This window comes from Chryseobacterium sp. WG14 (genome assembly GCF_024586945.1).
Taxonomy (GTDB): domain Bacteria; phylum Bacteroidota; class Bacteroidia; order Flavobacteriales; family Weeksellaceae; genus Chryseobacterium.
The window spans coordinates 144,188-170,279 of the sequence record NZ_JALCZD010000010.1; the positions used below are offsets into that span (position 1 = coordinate 144,188).

15 protein-coding genes are annotated in these 26,092 nt (G+C 36.7%); 4 read left to right on the forward strand and 11 right to left on the reverse strand.

Translation table 11 applies throughout. From position 1 onward, the window contains the following. Positions 1-278 precede the first annotated feature (278 nt). The 8 genes from rhaT to MP478_RS16635 all read right to left on the reverse strand — a co-directional run bounded on the left by rhaT (position 279) and on the right by MP478_RS16635 (position 14,611). Positions 279-1,367, reverse strand: a complete 1,089-nt coding sequence (gene rhaT / locus MP478_RS16600; protein WP_257201066.1) for an L-rhamnose/proton symporter RhaT — start codon at positions 1,365-1,367, stop codon at positions 279-281. Between the two features lie 425 nt (positions 1,368-1,792). After that, positions 1,793-2,956 (reverse strand): glycoside hydrolase family 88 protein, encoded by a 1,164-nt coding sequence (locus MP478_RS16605; protein ID WP_257201067.1) that lies wholly within the window; start codon positions 2,954-2,956, stop codon positions 1,793-1,795. A 218-nt stretch (positions 2,957-3,174) separates the two neighbouring features. After that, positions 3,175-5,049 carry a rhamnogalacturonan lyase gene (locus MP478_RS16610; protein WP_257201068.1) on the reverse strand — a complete coding sequence of 625 codons (1,875 nt, stop codon included), beginning with the start codon at positions 5,047-5,049 and terminating at the stop codon, positions 3,175-3,177. Positions 5,050-5,351: 302 nt separating this feature from the next. After that, positions 5,352-6,155: a hypothetical protein gene (locus tag MP478_RS16615; RefSeq protein ID WP_257201069.1), complete on the reverse strand. Its 804-nt coding sequence runs from the start codon at positions 6,153-6,155 to the stop codon at positions 5,352-5,354. Between the two features lie 11 nt (positions 6,156-6,166). After that, positions 6,167-8,944 (reverse strand): glycosyl hydrolase, encoded by a 2,778-nt coding sequence (locus MP478_RS16620; protein WP_257201070.1) that lies wholly within the window; start codon positions 8,942-8,944, stop codon positions 6,167-6,169. A 110-nt stretch (positions 8,945-9,054) separates the two neighbouring features. Then, positions 9,055-10,377 (reverse strand): rhamnogalacturonan acetylesterase, encoded by a 1,323-nt coding sequence (locus MP478_RS16625; protein WP_257201071.1) that lies wholly within the window; start codon positions 10,375-10,377, stop codon positions 9,055-9,057. A 2-nt stretch (positions 10,378-10,379) separates the two neighbouring features. After that, the gene (locus MP478_RS16630; RefSeq protein WP_257201073.1) at positions 10,380-13,235 is read right to left on the reverse strand and encodes a glycoside hydrolase family 2 TIM barrel-domain containing protein; all 2,856 of its coding nucleotides are present in this window, start codon (positions 13,233-13,235) and stop codon (positions 10,380-10,382) included. Next, on the reverse strand, positions 13,232-14,611 hold the full coding sequence (locus MP478_RS16635; RefSeq protein WP_257201074.1) for a glycoside hydrolase family 28 protein: 1,380 nt from the start codon (positions 14,609-14,611) through the stop codon (positions 13,232-13,234). Before MP478_RS16635 ends, MP478_RS16630 begins: the two co-directional genes overlap by 4 nt. A gap of 504 nt (positions 14,612-15,115) precedes the next feature. Here MP478_RS16635 and MP478_RS16640 point away from each other — a divergent pair. From MP478_RS16640 to MP478_RS16655, 4 genes are all read left to right on the forward strand, one after another. Further along, positions 15,116-16,603, forward strand: a complete 1,488-nt coding sequence (locus MP478_RS16640) for a xylulokinase (protein WP_257201075.1) — start codon at positions 15,116-15,118, stop codon at positions 16,601-16,603. Between the two features lie 67 nt (positions 16,604-16,670). Continuing rightward, positions 16,671-17,999 carry a xylose isomerase gene (xylA, locus tag MP478_RS16645; RefSeq protein ID WP_257201076.1) on the forward strand — a complete coding sequence of 443 codons (1,329 nt, stop codon included), beginning with the start codon at positions 16,671-16,673 and terminating at the stop codon, positions 17,997-17,999. 188 nt (positions 18,000-18,187) lie between these two features. Then, positions 18,188-19,609: a D-xylose transporter XylE gene (gene xylE, locus MP478_RS16650; protein WP_257201077.1), complete on the forward strand. Its 1,422-nt coding sequence runs from the start codon at positions 18,188-18,190 to the stop codon at positions 19,607-19,609. A gap of 311 nt (positions 19,610-19,920) precedes the next feature. Further along, a complete protein-coding gene (locus MP478_RS16655) occupies positions 19,921-20,949 on the forward strand; it encodes a LacI family DNA-binding transcriptional regulator (RefSeq protein ID WP_257191292.1) in 1,029 nt (342 codons plus the stop codon). Positions 20,950-21,270: 321 nt separating this feature from the next. Here the strand turns inward: MP478_RS16655 and MP478_RS16660 are convergent, their stop codons facing one another. From MP478_RS16660 to MP478_RS16670, 3 genes are all read right to left on the reverse strand, one after another. Continuing rightward, complete coding sequence (locus MP478_RS16660; protein ID WP_257191416.1) at positions 21,271-22,884, reverse strand: UxaA family hydrolase; 1,614 nt, start codon at positions 22,882-22,884, stop codon at positions 21,271-21,273. A 5-nt stretch (positions 22,885-22,889) separates the two neighbouring features. Then, the gene (locus MP478_RS16665; protein ID WP_257201078.1) at positions 22,890-24,353 is read right to left on the reverse strand and encodes a tagaturonate reductase; all 1,464 of its coding nucleotides are present in this window, start codon (positions 24,351-24,353) and stop codon (positions 22,890-22,892) included. A 182-nt stretch (positions 24,354-24,535) separates the two neighbouring features. Next, on the reverse strand, positions 24,536-26,065 hold the full coding sequence (locus tag MP478_RS16670) for an MFS transporter (RefSeq protein ID WP_257201080.1): 1,530 nt from the start codon (positions 26,063-26,065) through the stop codon (positions 24,536-24,538). Positions 26,066-26,092 lie beyond the last annotated feature (27 nt).

Below are 26,092 nucleotides of genomic sequence, written 5' to 3' on the forward strand. Positions count from 1 at the left end.
CTGTATTGCAATATTCATAATTTACCACAATTAACTGCAAATATTTAAGTTATATTTTAAAATAATCAACAAATCACGTGTAAATTATCAATCATTCAATAAAATACTTAACTAAACCGTGAATTATAAATTCCTATTTCAAACAGATCCCCTTTTTTTAGAGTTAATTGCTTTTAAATAAAAAGACACTGAAACAATCAGTGCCTTATTGAGTTATTTTTTAACTCTGAAACTATATGAATAGATATTGTGAAACCGTCAATGAAACAGGGGGAAGGCTATCTTAAGGAATTGCCATACCCTACCATCAAAATAGAAATAAACATGACGATCATTCCAACAGCAATGGTAGTAATGGTTCTTTTGGAAACTCCTTTCCATTCTTTAATAATGATTCCCCACAAATTAGCAATGAAGATAATAAATGCCATGTGTAAAATCCACGAGCTCGCCCCATTTCCCATTTTACTTTCACCCATACCATAAAAGAAAAACTGTAAAAACCACATGGTTCCGGCAAGCGCACAGAAGATGATATTTTTTGCAACAGGTACATTTCTCTTAGTATAGTCGGTGTAAGATTTATTTTTAAAAGCCAAATACAGACAGCCGATCAGATTGACTGCCATCCCGCCCCAAAGAACAACCACATAGGTTACATTATTTTGAAAAAGAAATTCTCCCTGTCCCGGATTTGCTAGTTTCCAGGCTTCATTGGCTACAATGGCCATTGGCTTTCCTGCCTCCAGTCCGAAATTGAAACATGCACTTAAAACACCGGAAATGATGGAAACTATTATTCCCAACCCGAATTTATATTCCGTTTTTACTTCTACACCATGAGGATCTATTGAACCGGTTTGCAGCTCTTTTTCCTTCATCATCCCTGCTTTTCCGCTGATGACGATTCCAATAACACAAACCAGAAGTCCCAATAACACAAACTGTCCCCAATTGCTGGAAAACAGTAAACCGATATTGTCTTTTCCTGTTTGCGGAGAAAATTCATAATAAATAGAAGGAACCAATGATCCGAATATCATACAAAGTCCCAAAATAATGCTGCTCCCAAGCGCAACACCCAAATATCTGACTCCTAAACCATAAGTAAAACCGCCAATTCCCCACAAAGCACCAAACAAAAACGTCAGTCCCAATATGGAAGAACTTTCACTCTGAATGATTTCCCAAAAATCAGGAATGGTCATAAAGGCAGCCAATGGCGGAACGATGACCCAGGAAAAAACGCCTCCTATCAGCCAATACGTTTCCCATGACCAGCCTTTTACTTTTTTATAGGGCAAATAAAAACTCCCTGAAGAAAAGCCTCCTAAGAAATGAAAAAAAACTCCTAATAATGCATTCATAATTTTATCTTATGGATTGAATTTGAAAATTAATACTATGAAATCGATTGCGCATCTTGTAGTGTCATGTTTACAATAATAATTCTTTTTTTTTTTAATCAATGATTCGATGTAGCCAAACAAAGAATTAAAAGTTCAATACTTGAAATCATCTATTAAAATTAATTCAGTTCTCTAAAAAACATCAATAGAAATGGGCTTTAGCCCATTTACTAAGGTACATTCTATTGTTGGCTTTAGCCAAAACTATAAAATTTGGCTAAAGCCTTAGGTTGATTCTTATTTATAGTAAGCTAAAGTCCGACTTTATTGATTTCCCACAGATTTCTCAGATCTACACAGATGTTTATGCTATACTTTATTTAAGTTGTCAAATTAGACGCAATCAGTTGTGCAAATCTGTGAAATTTATGGTAATAAAAACGTTACTTCAATTTATACACTTCACTGGCAGCAAGTAACAGGCAGCCTAAACCATAATCTTCAAAATCAGGTTCTTTGTCAACAGCAAGTGGCTGACCGTCTTTAGGTTCTTTTCCTGTTCCCTGTACCCAGCCCAGAAATCCATTAGGCTGAACCGAATCTTTTGCAATTGCATTCCAGGCCTTCACAACAATGGGTAAATACGTTTTCTTATCAATTAAACCTTTATTGATTCCATACGCCATTCCATATACAAACAGAGCGGTTCCCGTCATTTCCTTGCCCCCGAAATTGTTTGGGTCATGTAAACTTACATTCCAAAAGCCATCTTCTCTTTGGATGGGCAGCAAAGCTGATAACAAATCTTTATAATCCTGCAAATATTCCTGATAATGTGGGTCGGATTTTGGCGTGTCCTCCAGCGTACGTACCAAAGCAGCAACTACCCAACCGTTTCCGCGGCTCCAGTAGCAATCTTCACCGTTAGGTTCTTTATAAGGCGGAACAAAACTCTTGTCTCGCCACCAAAGTTTATCTTTTGGGTTGTACAAACCATTTCCGCCATGCTTATATTTGGTAAAAGCATACATCTCGTAGTTTTTATCGAAATACTTTTGCTCACCCGTAATTCTGCCCAGTTTTGTAAAAATTGGCATTCCCATCTGAAGTGCATCAATCCACCACCAGTCATCTGATTTTTTGGAGGTGATCATACTGTCCATCGAGGCTTTCACTAATTTTATTCTTTCCGGATTTTTCCTTCCGTCAATCTCGTAAAGGTCTAAATATGTTTGTCCGCAAGCCTGATTGTCGGCATTTCGGGTGTAGGTTCCGCGCATCATGTCCCAATTGTGCTTTTGAGACCAGTCGATGGCGTAATCGTAATATTCTTTTTTAGGATCTACTTTATATAATGCTATTAATCCCTCGTAATAAACAGCCCGCGTCCAAAGATTGCTCGGCCATACTTTTTTGCCGACAACTTCCTTTCCCGGATCCGGCCATTTGTTCATAAAATATTGATTTGCTCTTCGTGAAACTTCCAACACTTCTTTTTTATCCGGAAGATTAACGTTCTTTGCCCTTGTTTCTTTCTGAACTGAACAAGAAGATAAAACTCCAATAATCAACGCATAAAAAGCGCCTTTCATTAATACTTTCTTCATAATTATATATATTTTTTATTATACAATGTATTAGTTTTAAAAACTTCAACATTAAGAAAATTAAAGGGTTAAGATTAATTAAGGAAACATCAAGATATTTTTTAAGCATAACACTTATTATTTTGACTTCGTCAAATCTCTTAATCTTTCTTTTAATTATTAATTATCTATTTTTCTAAACTTCTTAATGTTTAAAATAAATTTAAATTCTATAAATATTAAGGTTTAACGGTATAAATATTTGGCGCAGGAACCTTTGAAACAGATTCATCCAAATAATAATCGGTATGGGGAGGCTGATTGTACCCTACATTTTGCCAGACGATGCTCAAACGGTATTGTGGATTATGCATCAACGTGTACAAACGGTGCTTCGTCGGAATTGTCGAACTGAAAATCCGAAGTTCCTTATTATCTGAGGTTCTGTACATCACTTCTTCCCGCCAATCCCCGAATAAATCGGCGACCAAAGAAGGGTTTTTCTTGGTCCCGTTATTGGATTCACACTGAAAATCTTTAGCATCAAAAATCAAATCCGATTTTTCTTTATTCCAATCCCATTTTGATACGGAGGTCCCGTCTAGAATTTCGCTTAAAAAATCTCCATCCCAATAAATCCCCATATTAACTGATGGATTCTTCTCACTGATTTTTTTTCCTTTCGCATCGTAAAGCCCTTTAACTCCAGCTCCTGCAGCCCAACATTCTGAACCTTCATACCTTGGGTCTATATTTAAAGATAATCCTCGTCCCGGTCCCTGAAATTTGCCTTGTTTACTATAAATTAAAGATGGTAATTTCCATAAAACTTTTCCGGTAGCTCCATCTCTGAAATGTGCACCTGCATCATCAAATCTTTCCTGAATATCAAAAATCTCCAATCCGGGATTAGATGGGTCTAAATCTCCAACGTGCAGCGCATCACCATGGCCAAAACCTGTACTGTTCAGCACTTTCCCATTATCATCAACCGTCATGGCACCGAAGATAATTTCATCTTTTCCGTCATTATCAACATCTGCAATACTCAGGTTATGATTTCCCTGTCCGCGGTATTTTTTATTTTCTTCTGAACTTTCGGTATCAAAAAGCCATCGCAAACTGAGTTTTTTATCTTTATAATCCCAGGCAGCGATTGCCGTTCTGGTGTAATACCCCCTCGACATAATCACACTCGGTGTTTTACCGTCCAGATAAGCAATGGCTCCCAGAAATCTATCGATTCGGTTTCCTTTTGCATCGCCCCAGGTTTCGGTCATTTGTTCGTCGGTTGGATTCAGACTGCCTGCAAATCTTGGAACTTCATAGTTCACAGTATTAATTTCTTCGCCGGTTTCACCATTAAAAACAGTCAGGAACTCCGGTCCGGAAAGGATCATTCCATTTTCATTGACGTAATTTTTTGTCGGGTCTCCTATAAATTTTCCTTTGCTGTCTTTGCTTCCGTCGGCGGTTTTCATTACAATTTCGGCTTTACCGTCCTGATCGAGATCGTATACCAAAAACTGTGTATAATGCGCTCCTTCTCTGATATTTTTTCCCAGATTGATTTCCCATAAAAATGTACCATTCATTTTGTAAGCCTGGATGATGGGTGGATCAGTAATACCTTTCTGACTGTTGTCTTTTGACCTTCCGGTTTGATGCAGAATGATTTCATATTCACCATCACCATCCAAATCTGCCACAGAAGCATCATTCGGGGTATAACCTTGTGGTGTTTTTAAGGGAATGGAAAAATAAGGTTTTTGATTGGCTACATATTTTGCAGAATCATTGTCAACTGATTTATCCTGAGTATTTGACTTAACGAAATAGGTATAATTCTTCGCTTTATCAGCAGTTTTATCTAAGAAATTAGTTCCGTTTAAAAGGAGTTTTTCATTCAGTTTTATAGTTGAATTATTTTCAGTCCGATACAAATCAAAATGGGTATTTTGCTCCTCTGTTCCTAGCAGACGCCAACTCACGAAAACCCCTGATTCTACAGGAATGGCAACAATTCCTCGTTTGAGGTATTCCATTTGTCTCTGTGCAGAAAATAGCTGCGATAGAAAAATGGCAGATGTGATGAGTATATATTTGATTTTCATAAATCTTTGCTTTGTAAGTTTCGGCTAAAGCCAATCTATATTTTCATTATTCGTAAACGGCTTCAGCCTGTTCCTATTGAATTTTATCCTTGTCAAGGTTTAGAACCTTGACAAGGATGTTAAGTTGAATCGCTTGCAGCCTGACCTGAGTGGAGCTATTTTTGCCGGAGCAAAGCGGAGGCAAAAAGCAGGAACGAGGGGCATAAGTGAAAAAAGCGGATGCTTTTAGCTAAATTTACGAACGAAGTTCAAAGCTGCCCAATTATTCCAATACTCAATTTCAATCGATTGCGCTATTGAAATTATTTCTTAGAAGTCTGCTTCAATAACCACTTTACCCACTCCTCAGTTCCCTGATAATTGGTAAAATCTGCGGGTAGTTTTTTGCCGTCAATGTATTCATTATAACACCACGGATCGCCCAATGCAAAGACAGTTCCTTTGCCAATTTTTGCGATGGCGGCGATGTTTTTGCCTTCCGCAGACAGCAATTCTTTCGCCGGACTTTTCACTGAAATCGTCGCCACTTCTTTCATATATAATTTCTGCTCAGAAAAAACTTCATTTCCTGCCGGAACCATTACTTTTCCCTGCTCGAATTCTCTTTTCTGAACACGGTTGTAACTGTCATCGTTGAAATGAATTCCAAATTCTCCCGCCAGTTTGTTGAAATGTTCAAATTCAGAATTACCACTGTCGTTGCTCATTAAAACCAAAACACCACCATTGTTCACCCATTCCACCAAATTTTTGATGCTTGCTGCATCAATCAGATTTGCCTTTCCACCGTAAGCTTCTTTGTCAGTATCCGCATCGACAATGATATAAATACCAGCATTTTTCAAATCTTTTTTGGTCGGAGCAGTTGTCAGCATACTGATTTCTGCGCCTTGTTTTGTGAAAATTTCTCCCAACAAAGAAAACCCGCCGTTGCTGGTGTCATTCCATGTATAATGCCAGGATTCCAGGACTTTGGTTTCTTTATTTTCCTTTTTTTCGTTGTTGAAAAAATTGTCTAAAACGACTTTTGGTTTCTGCTGAGCATTAGAAAAGCTGAATGTCAGCAAAGTTCCTAATGCGAATGTTTTTACTATTTTGTTATTCATTTCTTTTAATTTTATTTTGAATAATGTATTGGAATCAATTTAATTTCGCCATCCAGACCGGAAGGCTGCACTTTCCAGTTAGATGCATCAAAAGGCTTATAGTTGATATTCACAAAATTGATTTCGTGGTAATTACGCCACTGAATTTTATTTTGATCCATATAACGGATTCTGTTCGCCATTAAACTACAAACTTCAATCTGAATGGTATTTTTTCCTTTTTTAAGGTATTTTCCAATGTTGATTTCAAAAGGAATGCTCCAGACAATTCCCGCTTCCTGACCGTTGACAATTACTTTTGCACTTTCATACAGCTTATCAAATTTCAACAGATAATCGTCTGCATTTTTTTTATTCAAATTTAAAGTGGTCGTATACACTCCCGTTCCTGAAAAGCTCTGTGTTGCAATATCTTCTGAGAAATTGGTCCAGGGTTCCAATTTCTTTAATTTTCTTGATTTTGGAAGTTCGGGACCGCCTTCTTTGAAAGTTAATTGCCAGTTTTGATTTAAATTGATAGGAAAATCTGTCTTCTCAACATATTTCCATTTTGAAATTGAACTGTTTATGTTTTCAGAAGCTTTTATAATTAAAGATTCTCCTGATTTCAGCTGTACTCTAACCGAATTATTTTGAATTTCAGCAAGTCCAAAATCTCCGTTTTCAGGATTCATTAGGATAACTTGTTTTCCGACAAAATTTAAAGGAATATTTTGATTAATTTCCTTTGAAGTGTGATTCACGATGTAATAATATTTTCCACCGTCAAACTGTCTTCTCACGAATTTCAATCCGGTGTCAGTCAGTTTTTCTCTTTCTATTTTTAAATATTCCAACGCTTTCGCAATATCCGAACTTAAAATGATTTTACCCTTTCCAAAGCTCGCCGTTTTCAAATTTACAGCCTGGTTTTGAAACTGGATTTGGTTCCATAAAGATTTTAATTGCGCTCTTCTTTTCTCCACTTCAAAATTTCCGGGAATATCTTTCGGCTCATTTTGAAAAATTATGGCAGCTCCGTTTTGAGCCAAATCCAAAATATTTTTTAAAGTAGATTCGGGCAGATAAGTTAATTCGGGAATAATCAAAACCTGATATGTAGAGCCATCTTCCGACACCTGAATCTTCTGGTTTTCAGGCTTCGATTCGCCAATCATTTTGTCCGAAATCATATCTAAGGAATACCCCATTTTACTGAGTTTATTCAGATTTTCATACATTGGAGTGGGCTGTAACCATTTTTCAACATTATGAACTTTGAATGTCACCTCCTTCCCTTTCGGATTGGCCCATTGGTCGTAAATAGGCCAGTACATCAGCAATTCGTTATCCGATTTTCCGCTCTGCAAAACAGATTGCGTACGTTCGATATAAGAATTTAAACCCTTCAAATGGGGCCACAAACTGTTTTCAGGAACAAAATTTACCGACGCATAAAACAGCCATCCCGGAAACGGAACATCCGCCGGTGTATACGTTGTACCATGGTAAAAAACATGATTAATTCCCGATAAAAACACTTGTTCCACTTCTGGTTTTGTCTGTGACCAGGAGGTTTTGAAATGTTCTGTCAGCCATGTAAAAGTTTCGTTTGAAGTTAATTTTTTCCCTGTCACATTCGCTGCCGAAGAAGCAAGTTTCAACATATTAAAATCCGGCATATCTGATTTCTGAATATCCGCAGTATCTCTTTTTAATCCAGGGATTTCAAAAATTGAACTTCCGAAAGTTTCAGATTCAGGAATATCAACTGCTGCATACAAATCCAGCAAATTTCCCGGCGAACCGTGCGCCTGATTAGTATTTTTTGAGTTTTTTGAATGCGCCCAATGGGTAAAATCTTTGGTAAAATTGTTTAAAATCAATTCACTCAGCGTTTCTCTGTAATCTGATTTTACCCGTCCTGCAATTTCATTCTCCTCATTGCTGACCAAATATTTAATGTATGGACTTAGATTGTATCCTCTTCTCTTCTTAAATTCATTTAAAAAATCCGGCGTCCAATCTGCGTTGTAAACCTCATAACTGTCATTGAAAAAAGAACGGATTCCGTAGTTTGAATTTCCAAAAGCTTTATCGAAAGTTTTCAGATAATCTTTGGTTGCCTCCGGTGAAAAATGGTCCAACGTATAGCCTTCTCCACCCGGAGCAGCACGTTTTACTTTTTGCAAAGTTTTACCAGCGAAAACTGCGTAGATTATCCATTTTCCTGACGTTGGTTTCCAATTTAAAGCCCCATCAGCATTAACTTTATCTGTTAAAACCACCGGTTCATTTTTTTCATTGTAAGCCGTTACAATATCCAGTTTTATAGTTTTTAAATTCTTCTTTTTTTCATCTTTCAAAATGATTTTTTCTGCAAATTTTTCACCCGATGAAATCATGTACTTCTGAACAATCATTTTTGTGGCCGCATCCTGTTCGTTAACTTGCGGTCCGCCAATTGGCCAACCTGTTCCGACCGACATATCGACGCCCATGTTCAGGCTTTTTGCTTTGTTTGTAGTGAACTGAAGCATTTTCATCCACTCCGGAGAAAGATAATTGATATACTGATTTTCAAAGCCTTTTGTTCCATAAATCGGGACGATTTCTACCCCTCCAAAACCCGCTTGATTAAGTGTTGTCAGTTGTTTATCTAATCCTTTTTCATTAACTGCATTTCCCATCCACCACCAGCGTGTCCATGGTTTTGCAGTCTCCGTGGGTTTTGGCCACGGATTTTGTGCGGAAAGATTTCCGAACACAAAACAGATGAGACTAAGACTGACTATATTTTTAATTTTCATTTTTAACTTTTAAATTTAGTCACAAAAGATTTTAAACACTTTAGTTACTTTAAGTATGTGATTCTGCTTTTGAGAAGAACACATTAGTTTTAAAAACCATAGATTTTTAATTAATTCCCATCCGGTTTTAAAGCTTCCATAAAGATACTTTCCGGCCAATGGAATTTTCCAACAGGATCAGGTTTATTTAAATCAAAACCTTTATAATTTTTTGAAATAAATTGACTCAAAGGCAGCTTTTGATCAACAATACTTTTAACGACACATTTCGCCAATTCATAAGCACCATACGTATTAAAATGAGTGTCATCTGCCAAAGCATCCGGTTGATTGGGATAAGAATTTGCAGGATAATAGACAAATGCCTTTTTAGAATTTCCCGGTCCCATGGCTTCAAACAGGGTTTTACTCATCACATTTAAATCAATTAAGAAGATATTTTCTTCTTTTGCAATCTCCCGCATCGCATCAGGAAAATCATCCAATGTGTTGACGATTTTATTGTTCTCATCAAAAACACGACGATTCATGGAAGTAATTAAAACAGGAGTTGCTTCCAGTTCTTTGGCTTTTAAAATCCATTCTTTCAACCTTTTCCTGTAACCGGATTTGATGCTGTTCCCTGACTTCTGGTCATTATGTCCAAACTGGATAAACAGATAATCTCCAGGTCTGATTTTATTCCATATTTTATCGATTCTATGGCGGTCTTCAAAGGCTTTCAGCGTTTCCCCGCTTTCGGCGTAATTGGCAATTACAACTTCGTTCGGAACAAAAAAATACGGCAACATTTGTCCCCACGATGCCCAAGGTTCATACTGCGCATCTACTACCGTAGAATCTCCGGTCAGGTAGATTGTTTTGGCGCTTTTATTCGGCTGAATGATTATTGAAGAAACTCCGGGAGCTTTACCATTAAATTCAATCGTCAGCAAGTTGTCCCAATGCAGGTATTTTCTTTCTCTTGGTTTTAATTTTACAATCCCGATTTGAGTTCCGTCCTGATTTCTGATGATACTGTCTTTTACGTGTACCGTGATGCGTTTCTCAACGATTTCGTCTTGTTTTGTTTTGATTTCATTCAGCATCAGACGGCGGTTTTCGACACGAACTGTTGTTTCAGAAGTTCCTTTAGAATCGCCTAGACTTAACTTAATATCATAATTTCCTTCCGGAATTGCCACAGAAAAATAGAAAGGTTTATCGCTGGTGATATAATCTCCCGTCAAAGCATTTCCTCTTCTGTCAATAGATTTCAAGCTGGAAATATCCATAAATCCGTAGCCTGTTTTCTTGTCAAACTTTGAAGTTGAAGTAACAGGAATAAAACCATTCTCGGTTCTGCTTCCTCCAAAATCAAATTTGAAAGAGATTTGTTGCGCAAACAAAAACGAACCTAAAAAAAGCGTTAAAATTTTTATCCAGTTTTTCATCTTTAATCCGTTAAAATGTTTTCTTTCGGCATTGTAAATTGTTTATTTTCATCACCCAAATTCGGTAAGCCGAAATAGAAATACAATGTCCTTTTAAAAGTTCCATGGAGATGATTCAATTCACTTTCCGGTCCTAAAGTTTCGGTTTTATCATTAATACTAAACGCCAAAACAGTTCCCAACGGCGGAATTGCATCCAAAAATGAAATGTTTCCTGTTGGCAATTTCGGATAACCTTCTGCTCCGTAAATTCCATAAAAGTCAAAAAGTCTGACAAACATTTTTTCTTCTTTTGTTCCGATAGTGATTTTTCCTTCCGCAGTATCTAACTGCAGCCACGAAATATCGTCAAAATACCCTTTAAATTCAGGATAAATCCACGGTAAAAAACCAGTTCGCGTTGAGCTCTTCAAATTCTGCCAAACATTATGAGTCTGTCCCTGAGTCCTGTTTTTCCAAACGTGATATGGACCTTTACCCAGCCATTTTGCGCTGATGACATAATTTTCAGGGTAATCAAAACTTACCCCTGAAAAAGCATAATCTCCTGAAAGAGAATATTCATAATTTAGTTCTAAAATTCCATTCGGATTAAGTTTCCAAACCGCTTTTTTTCCGTCTCTGTACAAAACTTCAACAATTTGATTTTTCCCTTCTACAAAAGATTTTATCGAAGATAATTCTGATTTTTCACTCACGAAAACCGGTCCGTTTCGGAAGGTCATTTTTTTGCCTTTTTTATCTAAAATGACTGACTTTAATAATCCATCTTTTTTACCGATTGAAAATTCTTTTTCGTCCGATTTTAAAATAAATAAAGAATCATTTCCTACAACTGAAACCGGAAATTCTTTGAGTAAAGATTCCGAGAATTGTTTTGAAATTTCATCATTAGACGAAATTTTCCAAGTCCATGTATAAATTTCTTTTCCGAAAGTGTCTGTTGCAGTCAGCAATAAACCTTCATTTTCTTTCCAGTTATTTGAAAGATTTAAAATAATATTTCCTTTTTCAGTTGGTTTAATATTCGGGGACTCTGCATTTCCTTTTTGAATCACATCAAAACCAGATTCTGAAGAAAATGGAGTTTTAAATTTAACCAATTTCCATTCAAAATGACATTCATTTAAATTGGTGAAATGATATCGGTTTTCTACAGGAATGATTCCGTTAAAATCATTTGAAATCGTTTTAAGATTAATTTTTACCGGACTATAAATTTCCCGAATCGCATAAAAACTTCCTTCTTTTTCACGATGCGGACCCACAACTCCATCCGGAGCATTAATGGCATTCACATCAATCTGATTATTGAAATCGGTTCTCACCAAACCTTCATCTGCAAATGCCCAAAGAAAACCTCCTGCGCCTTTTTTGGAATTCCAGTGAAGTTCCCAGTAATCGGCCAAAGAAGTTCCGCCACCGCCATCATTTTGGGCGTGTAGAAATTCGGTCGGCATATAAATATTTTCACCTTCAAGTATTTTTTTGGTGCTGTAATAATCTTCATAATGATTGCAGTCTATACCGTTGAAAGCATTTCCTGGCTTGTGATGTGCGTGAATTACGGAACGGTTTGACAAATCGTATTTTGCATATTCTTCATCCAAATTAAAATTATGTCCGCCCTCATTTCCGTTGCTCCAGAAAATAATGGAAGGACGATTGGCATCTCTTGTAACCATCTCTCTGACGATCTTTTTACCTACTTCGGTGCTGTATTTTTTTTGCCAGCCCGCCAGTTCATCCAAAACATATAAACCCAACGAATCACAAATCTGAAGGAACGATTTATTGGGTGGATAATGAGCACAGCGAACAGCATTCATATTCATTTCTTTGATGAGCTGAACGTCCATCAAATCAATGTTTTTGTTAACAGCACGACCCGTTTCCGGCCACCAGACGTGACGGTTGATCCCTTTCATTTTGATTTTGGTACCGTTGATGTAAATTCCATCGCCTTTTCGGATTTCAATCGTTCGGAAGCCGAATTTTTCTTCGCTTTGGAAGATATTTTTTCTGTTTTTATTTAAACTGAATTTAGCTTTGTATAAATTGGGCGTTTCAGCTGTCCAGAGTTTTGGATTTTTAACCGAAAATTGAATCTGTTTTAAAGTATCTCCTTTTCGAATGACAATTTGAGATTCCCCAACGAGAATATTTTTAACATCAAAAATTTTTACATTTAAATTGTTGACCGATTGGATTCCTTTTAAATAAATATTTGAACGAAAACTGCCGTCTGCTTTGGCATCAATGGCTGTCCATGAAATATTTTCTTTTGAATTGGCCTCGAGGTAAACAGGCCTGAAAATTCCTCCCAAAACCCAGTAATCGGCAAGACGTTCTGCACTGTTTACAGATTTATCTGCAGACATTTTAGAAACTTTGACTTCAAGAATATTTTCTTTTCCAAAGATTAATTTGTCTGAAATATCATATTTAAATTCGTAAAAAGCACCCTGATGAATTTTTCCGGCTAATTTTCCGTTGATTTTCACTTCGGTATCAGTCATTGAACCTTCAAAAACAATATTGACCGATTTTCCTTTCCAGGAATGTGGAACTGAAAATTTGTGTTTGTAAAGTCCTACTTCATCATTAAATTTAAAATTCTTTCCGTAGGTAACGTAATCTCGTCCGTAGTTGTAGGAACCAAACCCCTGCTGTTCCCATTGTGACGGAACCTGAATTTTATCCCAGCTTCCTGATTTCCTTCCACCGGTTATCCAAAAGTCCCATTCTTTCGTATGCTCAGAATCTGTCCCGCTCAGGAATTGGATCTCCTTAGATTGAGAATGCAGAAACTGTGAGCAAAAGCATAAAATAACGAATATTTTAGAAAAAAAACTCATTTTGCAGCAATGTCGGAATCATCTTTTTTGTCGTAAGGTTGCGTGATAGAAGCAACTTGCGTAACATTTATATTTTTTTGCTTTAAATTCTGAATATTCTTCAGGTTTTCCATTTCTGGTTTCAAAGCTTTTATTTTCAAATTTTCAAATGTGAAATCATTCAAGCCGTATAAATCTGATTTTTCAATAGAAAAAGCAGTTTCGCAACTGATATTAATGTCTTTTAATGTGATGTTGTTGGCCAATCCTTTTCTCGGTCTTTCTTCACCTTTTAAATCGAAAAACTGATTCCAGCCTTTTACATAGAGGAAGGTTTTTACATTTCCGGTAATATTTTCAACTGTAAGATATTCGTAATGCTGAGGTGTATCGGGACGCATTTTTAAATGTAATAATCTTGAAGCATCTTTCACTTTTGAGTTACGCAAAATCACATTGTAATTGTGAATCGATTCACTGCCGCAGGTCAACACGCTGTGACAAAACCCAAAGCTGTTATCTTCAATAATGATGTTTCTGTTTTCACCATTCTCAAGGGTTTTATCTGCTTTCGGCCCTTTTCCGCCTTTCAAAGCAATTGCATCGTCATTAACTGACATATAGCAGTTTTTAATCAGGAAATTCGTACAAGCATCAATATCAACTGCATCTGTACTTGGTGCTTTTACAGGCTCTTTCGGAGCAAGGATGGTCAGATTTAATAATTTTACAAAATCACATTTATAATAATGCGTGCTCCAGAATGGGGAGTTTTTTATGGTAATCCCTTCAACCTGTACATTTTTAGAATTGGAAACATAGATAATTCTAGGTCTCATTTCATCCATATTAGTACATTTAGGATTCCATTCTCTTCTTTTCCAGAAGGATTTCCAGAAACGAAGTCCGTTTCCGTCAAGTGTTCCTTTTCCTGAAATGGTGAAACCGTTTAATCCGTCAGCGTTAATTAAAGCAGGAAAATATTTTACGGTTTGACCTTCCATTCTTGTGGTAACTACCGGAAAATCATTGATATCATCACTTCCTTTTAATTTTGCACCGCTCTCCAAATGCAAATGTGTTCCCTGCTTAAAGAAAATAGAACTGATAAGGAATGTTCCTTTTGGTACAATGATGACACCGCCACCATTTTTAGCTGCCTGATCAATAACTGCCTGAACCTGTTTTGTCTGCAGAACTGTACTGTCGTTTTTAACGCCGAAATCCGTAAGGATATATTTTTTCCCTAATTTATTAATATCTGTAGGTCTATTTTCTTTAAACCATTTGGGAATTTTGGTTCCGTCAGGAAACTTATCCTGGCTTTTTACTCCTGATGAAAACAAGAAAAGTACAAACAGAGATAATAATAAGTTTAATGTATTTTGAGATTTCATAATTTATTTTTTACTGTATATCCTGATTTCATTAATAAAAATTCGCACTCAAAAGGAAAACAAAATAAAGGAATATCATTTAAATAAAATTATTCCGTTTTTTTCTAGAAAAAATCAGCAACTATTTTTCAACTGTTTAGCGAAAATTACCTTTTTATTTCATTTTCATAAAAATATACATTTTAGGAGCTGGCGGTATCCTGCTCTTTCATGTTGAATAATTTATTATGGCTTATCCCTAGCCTTCAATAGTTAAGTAAATTATCATTTTGCGCAATCGATTGCTCAACATTAGATTATTAAAGCTCATTTTAGTTAAAATTAATTTCTCATTTTGTTTAATTTAATTAGAACTAAAACCTATAAAGACTAATAAATGAGAAATAAACAACTGAATGACAATTATTTAACTTTTAAATATAATTAAAATTTACATATTAACAAAAATCTCTTTTATTATACATAAAATTATTACATTTAAAGCATTACAATTATTAATAATTAATGAAGTTTATAGGTTATGATGTAGGAAGCTCATCGATAAAGGCTTCCATTGTAGATGATCAGGGTAAATTAATTGCCCATTCCAAATATCCGGAACATGAGATGCCAATAGATTCTCCAAAAGCAGGCTGGGCGGAACAAAATCCTGATGAATGGTGGCAAAATCTCAGGATTCTCACTCAAAAAATAATTGCTGAGAGCAAAACCGACAAAAATGAGATTAAAGGAATCGGAATATCCTATCAGATGCACGGATTAGTATTGATCGGAAAAGACAAACAGGCCCTTTGTCCGTCAATCATATGGTGTGACAGCCGGGCTGTTGAAATTGGCAACCGGACTTTTAATGAGATCGGAGAAGAAAAATGTATGAAAGAACTCCTTAATTCTCCGGGAAATTTCACTGCATCCAAGCTGAAATGGGTACAGGAAAACGTCCCCGAAATCTATGAAAAGATCTGGAAATTTATGCTTCCGGGAGATTTCATTGCATTTAAGCTAAGTGGAGAGGCAACAACTTCTGTTACAGGACTTTCAGAAGGTGTGCTTTGGGATTTCGAAAAAAATGAAGTTTCAAAAACGATGCTTCAACATCTGAGAATTGATGAATCCCTTGTTTCTGACATTGTGGAAAATTTCACTGAACAATGCTATGTTTCAAAACAGGGAGCAGAGGAATGTGGTCTTCCCGAGGGAATTCCTATTTATTACCGGGCTGGAGATCAGCCTAATAACGCATTATCCCTTAACGTAATGAATCCGGGGGAAATTGCAGCAACAGGCGGAACTTCCGGAGTTGTTTATGGGGTAACCGATGTTATTAAGTCTAAAGAATCTGTAAGGATTAACAATTTTGCACACATCAACCACACAAAAGAACAACCAAGAATCGGTAAGATGCTTTGCCTGAATGGTGCCGGAATTCAATACAGCTGGCTTCGGCATCAGGTTGACCAAAAAAGGCACAGCTATCACGAGATTAATGATTTAGCTTCCAGAATACCGATAGGTTCTGATGGGGTTATTGTGCTGCCTTTCGGAAATGGTGCAGAAAGAGTCTTACATAATAAAGATATCGGCTCTTCAATTTTTAACCTGAATTTTAACCGACATAAAAGTGAGCATCTTTTCCGGGCAGGATTAGAAGGCATCGCCCATTCTTTTGTTTATGGAACTGATATTCTAATGTCCGACGGTCTTCAGAAAGGTGTTATAAAAGCAGGTGGTGATAATTTATTCCGTTCTCCTTTATTTACGCAGACCATCACTACTCTATTGGATACCGAAATAAGAATTATAGATTCGACAGGTTCGACAGGTGCTGCAAGAGCCGCAGCCATGGGAGCCGGAGCGTTTTCATCACAAAATGAAATCCTGACTGATAAAGACATTTTAAAAAGCTATTATCCGGATACTGAAAATTATGCACAGTACAAGGAAAGCTATGAAAAATGGAAATTAAAATTACTGCAAAATCTAAACAATTAAGAAATTTTTCAATGTATAATGCAATCGATTGCACGACAAATTAATCTAAATTAAAACTAAAAATATAATGGCAATTACAATGGGTAACAAAGAGTATTTTAAAGGAATTGGAAAAATTCAATTTGAAGGAAAAGAATCTGATAATCCTCTGGCTTTTAAATTTTATGACGAGAATAAAATCGTTCGCGGAAAAACAATGAAAGAATATTTCAGGTTTGCGACCGCTTACTGGCATACATTCTGTGCGACAGGAGGAGATCCTTTCGGGGTGGGAACGCAGCATTTTGAGTGGTTAACTGCAACAGACGTTAAGCAAAGAGCAACAGAAAAAATGGATGCTGCTTTTGAATTCTTCACAAAATTAGGTGTTCCTTACTACTGTTTCCACGATTATGATTTAATTGATGAAGCGGATAATTTTAAAGATTCAACAAAAAGAATAGAATTTATAACCGATTATGCCAAAGAAAAACAGGCGGCTTCCGGAATAAAATTACTTTGGGGAACATCAAACTGCTTTTCCAATCCGAGATTCATGAATGGTGCGGCCACGAATCCTTCATTTGATGTGCTGGCTTACGCGGGAGGACAGGTTAAAAATGCTTTAGATGCAACCATTAAGTTAAGCGGAGAAAATTATGTTTTCTGGGGCGGCCGTGAGGGATATATGTCATTGCTGAACACTAATATGAAACGTGAACTTGAGCATATGGCGAAGTTTTTACACATGGCAAAAGATTATGCACGTTCACAAGGCTTCAAAGGGACTTTCTTTATTGAGCCAAAACCTATGGAACCTACAAAACATCAGTATGATTTTGATGCGGCAACCTGCTTAAACTTTCTTCGTCAATATGATTTACTGGATGATTTTAAGCTTAACCTTGAGGTTAACCACGCAACTTTGGCCCAACATACTTTCGAGCATGAATTGCAGGTTGCAGCTGATAACAATGCGTTGGGAAGTATTGATGCCAATCGCGGAGATTACCAGAACGGTTGGGATACAGACCAGTTCCCGGTTGACTTGTATGAAATGACCCAGGCAATGTTAGTGATTATTCAGGCAGGCGGTTTTCAAGGCGGAGGTGTAAATTTTGATGCTAAAATCAGGAGAAATTCTACGGATCTGGAAGATATTTTTATCGCTCATATCAGCGGAATGGACAATTTTGCAAGAGCTTTTCTAGCTGCAGATGCTATTTTAGAAAAATCAAAATATTCTGAGATCAGAGCGAACAGATATTCTTCTTTTGATGAAGGGAAAGGTAAAGATTTTGAAGACGGAAAACTATCTCTTATCGACCTGGCTGTTCATACGGAAGGTCTTGGAGAAGTGGGCAGAGAGAGTGGTAAACAGGAATATCTGGAAAGCTTGATTAATCAGTATTTATAAATTTTTGAATATTTTGTTGGTTAACTACAAAGACGCAAGAAAATCAAAGGTTTTCAGCAGCTCTTGCATTCTAAAATTTATCAAAGATAAAATCCTGGCGCCTTAAGCTGATTAATTAAAATAAATTGCGCCTTTGCGTTCAGCCAACAAAATAATCCAGCTCATAACAATTAAAATTATATTAAACTATGCAAATAATAGATTCGGGTCCGGAATATTCCTCAGAAACAAAGGCGGAAATAAACATGGTATATGTCACCGTCCTTACATTGGTTGCCACTCTGGGTGGGCTTTTGTTCGGATATGATACGGCTGTAATTTCAGGAGCAGAAAAATCCATTCAGGAATATTTAATTATTCCGCTGGGATTGGGTTCCCTGGCTCATGGAGCAACTATTTCCAGTGCGCTGATCGGGTGCATTATCGGAGGTGCGGTGTCCGGGTATTTTTCAACCAGGTTAGGAAGGAAAAAATCATTAATGCTGGCTGCATTTTTATTTTTCATCAGTGCTTTGGGAGCTGCTTATCCGGAATTTTTGTTTTTTAAGCAAGGGGAACATTCAATGGGAGTTTTATGGGCTTTCAATATTTACAGAATTATAGGGGGCATCGGAGTTGGGCTTGCCTCTGCGGTTTGCCCGATGTATATTGGAGAAATAGCACCAGCCGAAGTTCGCGGAAAATTGGTTTCTCTGAATCAGTTTGCCATCATTTTTGGAATGCTGGTTGTATATTTTGTCAATTGGGGAATTGCCGACGGAAAATCTGTAGAATGGATTAACGATATCGGTTGGCGTTATATGTTTTTATCACTGACGATTCCAGCTGCTTTATTCGGGATTTTGCTATTTTTTGTTCCAGAAACTCCACGATACTTAACCCTTATTAAAAAAGATGATGAAGCGCTTAAAATTTTAATCAAAATTAATGGACACCTTCGGGGACATGAGATTTTTCATGAAATCAAAGGTAGTGTTACCCAGCATAAAAGTGAGATTTTTGCATTTGGAAAAACAGTTATCATCATAGGAATTTTACTTTCCGTTTTTCAGCAGTTTGTGGGAATTAATGTAGCTTTATATTACGCTCCGAGGATTTTTGAGAGTATGGGTGTTCATAAAGATGCTTCCATGCTTCAGACAGTGGTTATGGGATTGGTTAACGTAATTTTTACTGTTGTTGCTATTTTCACGGTTGATAAATGGGGCAGAAAACCTTTATTGATTGTTGGCTCCATAGGAATGGCAATTGGAATGTTTGCTATTGCTATTTTCTCTTATTTACATATTATCGGAATTGCAACCTTAGTTTTTATTATTATTTATACGGCATCTTTTATGATGTCCTGGGGACCGATCTGCTGGGTTTTAATCTCTGAGCTTTTCCCCAATAAAATCAGGGGTTCAGCAATTGCTGTCGCCGTTGCCGCACAATGGACCGCCAATTACCTGATCTCTTCCACCTATCCTTTTATGATGGAATTCAGTGGAGCTTTTACCTACGGCTTTTATGGAGTAATGAGTGTTTTATCACTGTTTTTCGTCTGGAGAATGGTTCCTGAAACGAAAGGTAAATCTTTGGAAGAAATTGAAAAGCTTTGGAAAAAATAGTTTAGTTTTTACAATGAAGACATCGGTTTTTGATGTCTTTTTGCTTTACTTAAAGAATTGTTTATTATATAATCAGATTTTCATTGTTCATAAGCTCAATTTCCAATGAGTCCGGCTTTTATTAACCAAAATTAAACCTTACACCCAAATGAATTAAGTAATTCAATATATTATAAGTTTAATCTGATTTTAATCACTCCATAATCTTGTATAAAATCACAATATTTCCTTTTTGATAGCCATAATTTGATTAAATTTACGTCAATAATGTATATCACTTTAATATACAGAAAACTTCAGAAAAAGCATGTATGAATAAAAAAAATGCCACAATATATGACATCTCGAAAAAGCTTAACGTAAGTGTGGCAACTGTTTCCAGAGCATTGAACGACCATCCGAGAATCAGCCAGGCAACGAAAGATTTGGTGAAGAAAACCGCCAAAGAAATGAACTACAAGCAAAATAACCTTGCCAAAGCTCTGAAAAGCGGGGAAACAAAAAACGTAGGAATTATTGTGCCTTACATTAATACCAATTTCTTTTCATCGGTGATCCGGGGAATTGAAGAAGAGCTTTCTCCGCACGGTTACCATGTGATTATCTGCCAGAGCCATGAGGATGTAAATATTGAGAAAAGGCATTTAAACACCCTGCTTAACGCCCAGGTTGACGGAATTTTCATGTCAGTTTCCAAAACGACAATTGATACCGAACATATCCAGAATATTTTGAATACCACCAACACTCCTATTATATTTTTTGACCGTAAAAAAGATATTTCAGGGATCAGTACGGTGACTATCGATGACTACCGGGGTGGGTATATGGCCACTGAACACCTGATTAATGAAGGCTACAGGAATATTTGCCATTTTTCCGGGGACTTAAACCTTGAAATTTACAGAAACCGTCTGAATGGATATAAGCAGGCTTTAATTGATCATAATTTAAGTATAAAAGAGGAAAACATTATCACAACCGGGAGTTCGATTGATGAAGGAATTGATGCGGTTAAGAAACTTTGGGATAAAAAATCCGTTCCGGATGCCATCTTTTCATCCAGTGATTTTGCTGCATTGGGTGCTTGTCAGGAATTGAAAAAACGTAAGATTAAAATTCCACAGGAAGTGGCAATTATAGGCTTTTCCAACGAACCTTTCACCCAATTTATGGAGCTTCCGATGAGTTCTGTGGATCAAACTCCCGTTATCATGGGAAAAATGGCGGGGCAGGTTTTTATTGATAGTGTGAAGGAAAATGGTTCCGGGGTTTCTATTGAGAAGAAGGTGGTGTTGGCACCGCAGCTTTATATTAGGAAATCTTCGAAAAAGAAGTAGTTTTTAACAAAAATAGAACTCGTGCGAATTTGATATTTGTTCGCATTTAAACAGTGGGATTTTCTTAACGTTCACAAAAATATCTTAACACTTCATTTTTCTATGTCGTTATAAAACCACAGCTTTCGGCTTTGTCATCATCTAAACACTTAAGTTTTGGCTAAAGCCAATCTATTGTATATTTATAAAGCGGACTAAAGTCCGCTCCTATTGATCCTGTTTCGTGTTTATTCGTGAAAAATATTGTGTCATTTGTGTTTAATCCAAAAAAAATGCTTTCCACAATGTAGAAAGCATTTTCAATCTAATATATTTAAACAACTATAAAGATACTCCCCGTCTCCAGGGAATAAAATCGTTTTGATTTAAAATTGCGGCTTTTGTTTTTACTTTTCCGCTTGCGACTTCGATGATAAATTCTAAAAGCTCTTCTGCTTTTTCGTCGATTGTTTTTTCGCCTGTAATCACGTCTCCTGTGTTGAAGTCAATAATATCGGGCATTCTTTCTGATAAAGAAGTGTTTGACGAAATTTTTACTACAGGAACAACCGGATTTCCAGTTGGCGTTCCCAAACCTGTCGTAAATAAAACCACATTTGAGCCGGAACCGACCAAAGCGGTTGTACATTCAACGTCATTTCCAGGGGTACACAATAAATTTAAACCAGGTTTTTTGATATATTCTGTAAAATCGAGAACGTCATTTATCGGTGACGAACCACCTTTTTTAGCGGCTCCTGCGGATTTCATGGCATCGGTTATCAGTCCGTCTTTAATATTCCCGGGTGACGGGTTCATATCAAAACCTGAACCTGCAGCAACGACTGATTCTTCAAAATCTTTCATTAACTGTAAAAATCTTTCAGCGTCTTTTTCATTCACACAACGATTTACCAGCTCCTGCTCTACTCCGCATAATTCGGGAAATTCTGAAAGGATGGTCGAGCCACCAATTCCAGCCATTAAATCTGACAATTGGCCTAAAACCGGATTGGCGGAAATTCCTGAAAACCCGTCTGAACCGCCGCATTCCAATCCTAAAACTAACTTAGAAATTGGTGCAGGCTTTCTTTCTATTTCATTGGCTTTTTTGATGGCTTCATAAGAATCTTTGATGATTCCATTCAGCATTTCATCAACTGTTCCCGATTTTTGCTGCTCGTAAACGATGATCGGTTTTTTATTATCAGGACTGATTTTTTCCAACGCATCTTTAAAAATCTGAACCTGTAAATTCTGACAACCCAAGCTCAAAACCGTTGCTCCGGCTACGTTTGGATTATTCACATAACCAGCCAATAACCTTCCCAATGCTTCCGCATCCTGACGAATACCGCCACAACCGCCTTGATGAGTGATGAATTTGACTTCAATATTTTTAAAAACCCGGGAATCCTGTTCTTCTTCAACAACCGTTTCAGTTTCAGAATTATTAATTAATGATCTTAATAAAAGCTGATGTTTTGTTGCTTTTTCAAACAGCAATTCTTTTTCAAAAACATCTTTTAAAATCTCAACATTTCTATTTTCACAAAAAACCAATGGAAAAAATAACCAAACGTTTTCTGTTCCGACCTGCCCGTCTTCTCTGTGATAACCCATGAAAGTTTTATCTTTCCATTTATCAACATTCGGGGCTGTCCAAGCCGTCGTTTCTGTTTTACCTTCCACTTTTGCACTTTGATGCTTAACGTTCTCAGTCGTGATAACCTCTCCTTTCTGGATCGGCTGACTCGCTTTCCCGACTAAAACACCATACATAATAATCTCGTCTCCAATAGCAAGATCTTCGGTCACGAATTTATGTTTCGCTTTTGTGTCTCTTAGAATGTCATACGTAAGATCGCCCAAAGTTACAGTTTCCCCCCGCGTAAGATCAACCAGTGCCACTGCTACATTATCTTTGGGATTTACTTTCAGTACTTTCTTTTGCATCATTTTTAAGAATAAAATTGTATAAAGTTGTGATATGCAGTTACGATATCATTATGGTCAATTTCCCACAATGCTTTTGCTACCGCGGATTTCAAGCCGTTAACCATGGTAAGGTCTGTGTCCCAGAAAGTCGTTTCGCTTAAAACCAATTCTGCAACTTTTTCATAATCATTATTTGTCCAGATTTCTTTGAATCTGTTTACTATTGCTTCTTCGTCATTTAAAGGCAAAGCTTTTCCACCAAAGTTTCCCTGATAAAATCTGATTAAACTTGCCAGTGAAAAGGTTAAGTTAAGCGGTAATTTTTGATTAATTTCAACATATTTTAACAGGCTCGGAAGAATTCTGACCTTAAATTTAGAGACAAAATATAACGCGATACTTGCCTGATAATGCTTAATAAAAGGATTCCTGAATCGGTCGAAAATCTCTTCGGCAAAATCTTTTAATTCATTTTCATCTAAACCTAAAGTCGGGTTCACTTCATTGAATATCGTTTCACTTAAAAATTTACCTAAAAACGGATCGTCAATAGATTCTTTTACCGTTTCTTTTCCTGATAAAATAGCCGGAGCCAACATCAATGTATGACCGCCATTCAAAATCCTTACTTTTCTCAAACGATACGGCTGAATATCATCAACAACCAAAATCTGCTCGTCAATTTTATCGAAAGGAATTCTTTCTTTTAAATTGGCTAAATCCTGAATCACAAAAAGCAGAAACACTTCCGAAACCACCATCATCTGATCTTCATAATCCAGCTGATCTTCATAGGTTTCTGCATCATCTTTAGGATAACCCGGAACGATCCTGTCTACCAATGTATTGTGGAAATAATTGCTTTGTTCAATCCATTGCACAAAGTTAAAATCTAAATTCCAAAGTTGGGCATATTTTAAGATTATTTCTTTTAAAGCAAAAGCATTGTCTTCGATCAATTCACACGGAATAATTCTCAATCCTTTATCTTCTGCTCCGTTGAAATATTTAAATCTTTCGTGTAATAAAACCGTTAGTTTTGCAGGAAAATTCTTGTGCGGACCCTCATAATCATTTTCTGATTCATCATAAGCAATTCCTGTTTCTGTTGTATTGGAGAAGATAAATTCCAATTCTTCTTCTTTTGCCAACGCTAAGAATTCATCGTAATGTGTATAAGGATTGATCGATTTTTGAATTGCAGAAATTACCTGTTTTGTATCAATGATCTCCCCTTTTCTAATTCCTCTTGAAAAAAGCGTGTATACATTATCCTGCTCTTCCAGTTTATGAACCGAACCGCCCGGAGTTGGCTGTACGTTTACAATTCCTGCATTAAATCCTGCTTCTTTATTTAATTTATCAATTACATAATCTGTGAATCCTCTCATGAAATTTCCGCCTCCAAACTGTACAATTCTGATCGGAAGTTTTTCCTTAAAACCTATTAATTCACGATTTAATTTCTGTTTTGTTTGATTTTCCATCTTTTTTTAACTCGATGATTTTATTTTTAACGCAAAGTTTTTTGACTACTAACTGTTTTTAAGTTCGCAAAGGTGTTTCACTTAACTAAGAGTACTATAAAATCTTTGGATCTATTTTCGTTTAATCAAACCTTCAAGATTTTTGAAACCTTGAAGGTTTAGACTGATCTATTTATCTAATATTATTTACTTATCACTTTATATTTTGGAACTAATGCTTTCATTACGGTCCATGCAATTAAATACGCCACTGCACAGATCGAAAAAATAATCATATACCCTTTATCGATTCCGTCTGAAATTACGGCTCCTGATTTTTCTAATTGTTCAAAAAAACCTTCCGGCAAACGTTCGTTGATATATTGCGGATATTTTTCCAACAATGGAATTCCGTCAACCGTTGTCCATGCTTTATGAGCATGATCAAACAATAAGCCAGAAGATTTATTGATTAAAAATGATCCGATTCCACCTGCCATTCCGCCAATTCCTGTGATGGTTGCAATCGCTTTTTTAGGAAACATATCGCCAACCGTCGAGAAAATATTTGCCGACCAAGCCTGGTGCGCTGCTCCTGCAATCCCGATAATCAATACCGGAATCCAATAGGTAACCGATCCTAAAGGCTGTGCTAAAAGTGCCAGTAAAGGGAAAAATGCAAAAATCAACATGGCTTTCATTCTTCCTGTATAGGCGTTCATTCCTCTTTTTTCAACGAAATATTTTGGAAGCCAGCCGCCGATAATCGACAATAAAGTGATCATATAAAGGACGAATAATGGTAATGCACTTTGCGTGGAATCCATTTTGTAAACGGAGCTTAAATAAGCCGGTGTCCAGAATAAAAAGAACCACCAAATCCCGTCGGTCATGAATTTTCCGAACGCAAAAGCCCAGGTCTGTCTGTAGCTGAAACATTCTCTGAAAGTAAATTTCTTCTCCGGAATATTTGAATCTTCATTGGGCAGATCATCCTGATCCTGCTGAATATATGTTAATTCATGTTCGTTAACTTTATGATGTTCGTGAGGCTTTTTATAATAGAAAACCCAAAGTCCCATCCATACAAATCCCAGCGCTCCGATGATGATAAATGCCCACTCCCAACCCATTGATTTTGCAATAAAAGGAATGGTAACCGGTGCTGCCAAAGCTCCAACCGTTGCTCCTGCATTAAAAATACTTGTTGCTAAAGCCCTGTCTTTTTTAGGGAAATATTCTGCTGTCGTTTTAATCGCTGCGGGGAAATTTCCTGCTTCACCAACCGCCAACACGAAACGTGCAAAAATAAATAATGTGACACTCGTACTGATGATTGCGCCAACATTGTCAACTCTACTGATAATTTCTTTAGACTCTACAAAACCTACCAGCCAGTTTCCTGTTAAAACTCCTGAAGTTGCAATTCCGCAAAAAGCATGTAATACCGCACCAACAGACCAAATGGCAATCGCCCAGAGGAAACCTTTTTTGGTATCCATCCAATCCACAAATTTCCCTGCGAAAAGCATACTTACCGCATAGAAAATAGAAAATAATGCCGTGATATTTCCGTAATCGTTATTGTTCCAGTGAAATTCGGGTGCGATGAAATCTTTCCACGTCAATGACAGCACCTGACGATCCATATAATTGATGGTCGTGGCAATGAACAGCAAAAAGCATATCGTCCATCTGAATGTACTCGGTTTAAGAGACTTAACTGAGCTCATATTAATTTTTTAGAATTAGTTATTTTT

Coding starts and splice junctions, on each gene's coding strand:
- MP478_RS16640 (WP_257201075.1), top strand. CDS start 15,116: ATGAAGTTTATAGGTTATGATGTAGGAAGCTCATCGATAAAGGCTTCC.
- MP478_RS16655 (WP_257191292.1), top strand. CDS start 19,921: ATGAATAAAAAAAATGCCACAATATATGACATCTCGAAAAAGCTTAAC.
- xylA (WP_257201076.1), top strand. CDS start 16,671: ATGGCAATTACAATGGGTAACAAAGAGTATTTTAAAGGAATTGGAAAA.
- MP478_RS16615 (WP_257201069.1), bottom strand. CDS start 6,155: ATGAATAACAAAATAGTAAAAACATTCGCATTAGGAACTTTGCTGACA.
- MP478_RS16635 (WP_257201074.1), bottom strand. CDS start 14,611: ATGAAATCTCAAAATACATTAAACTTATTATTATCTCTGTTTGTACTT.
- MP478_RS16620 (WP_257201070.1), bottom strand. CDS start 8,944: ATGAAAATTAAAAATATAGTCAGTCTTAGTCTCATCTGTTTTGTGTTC.
- MP478_RS16660 (WP_257191416.1), bottom strand. CDS start 22,884: ATGCAAAAGAAAGTACTGAAAGTAAATCCCAAAGATAATGTAGCAGTG.
- MP478_RS16630 (WP_257201073.1), bottom strand. CDS start 13,235: ATGAGTTTTTTTTCTAAAATATTCGTTATTTTATGCTTTTGCTCACAG.
- rhaT (WP_257201066.1), bottom strand. CDS start 1,367: ATGAATGCATTATTAGGAGTTTTTTTTCATTTCTTAGGAGGCTTTTCT.
- xylE (WP_257201077.1), top strand. CDS start 18,188: ATGCAAATAATAGATTCGGGTCCGGAATATTCCTCAGAAACAAAGGCG.
- MP478_RS16670 (WP_257201080.1), bottom strand. CDS start 26,065: ATGAGCTCAGTTAAGTCTCTTAAACCGAGTACATTCAGATGGACGATA.
- MP478_RS16605 (WP_257201067.1), bottom strand. CDS start 2,956: ATGAAGAAAGTATTAATGAAAGGCGCTTTTTATGCGTTGATTATTGGA.
- MP478_RS16665 (WP_257201078.1), bottom strand. CDS start 24,353: ATGGAAAATCAAACAAAACAGAAATTAAATCGTGAATTAATAGGTTTT.
- MP478_RS16610 (WP_257201068.1), bottom strand. CDS start 5,049: ATGAAAATCAAATATATACTCATCACATCTGCCATTTTTCTATCGCAG.
- MP478_RS16625 (WP_257201071.1), bottom strand. CDS start 10,377: ATGAAAAACTGGATAAAAATTTTAACGCTTTTTTTAGGTTCGTTTTTG.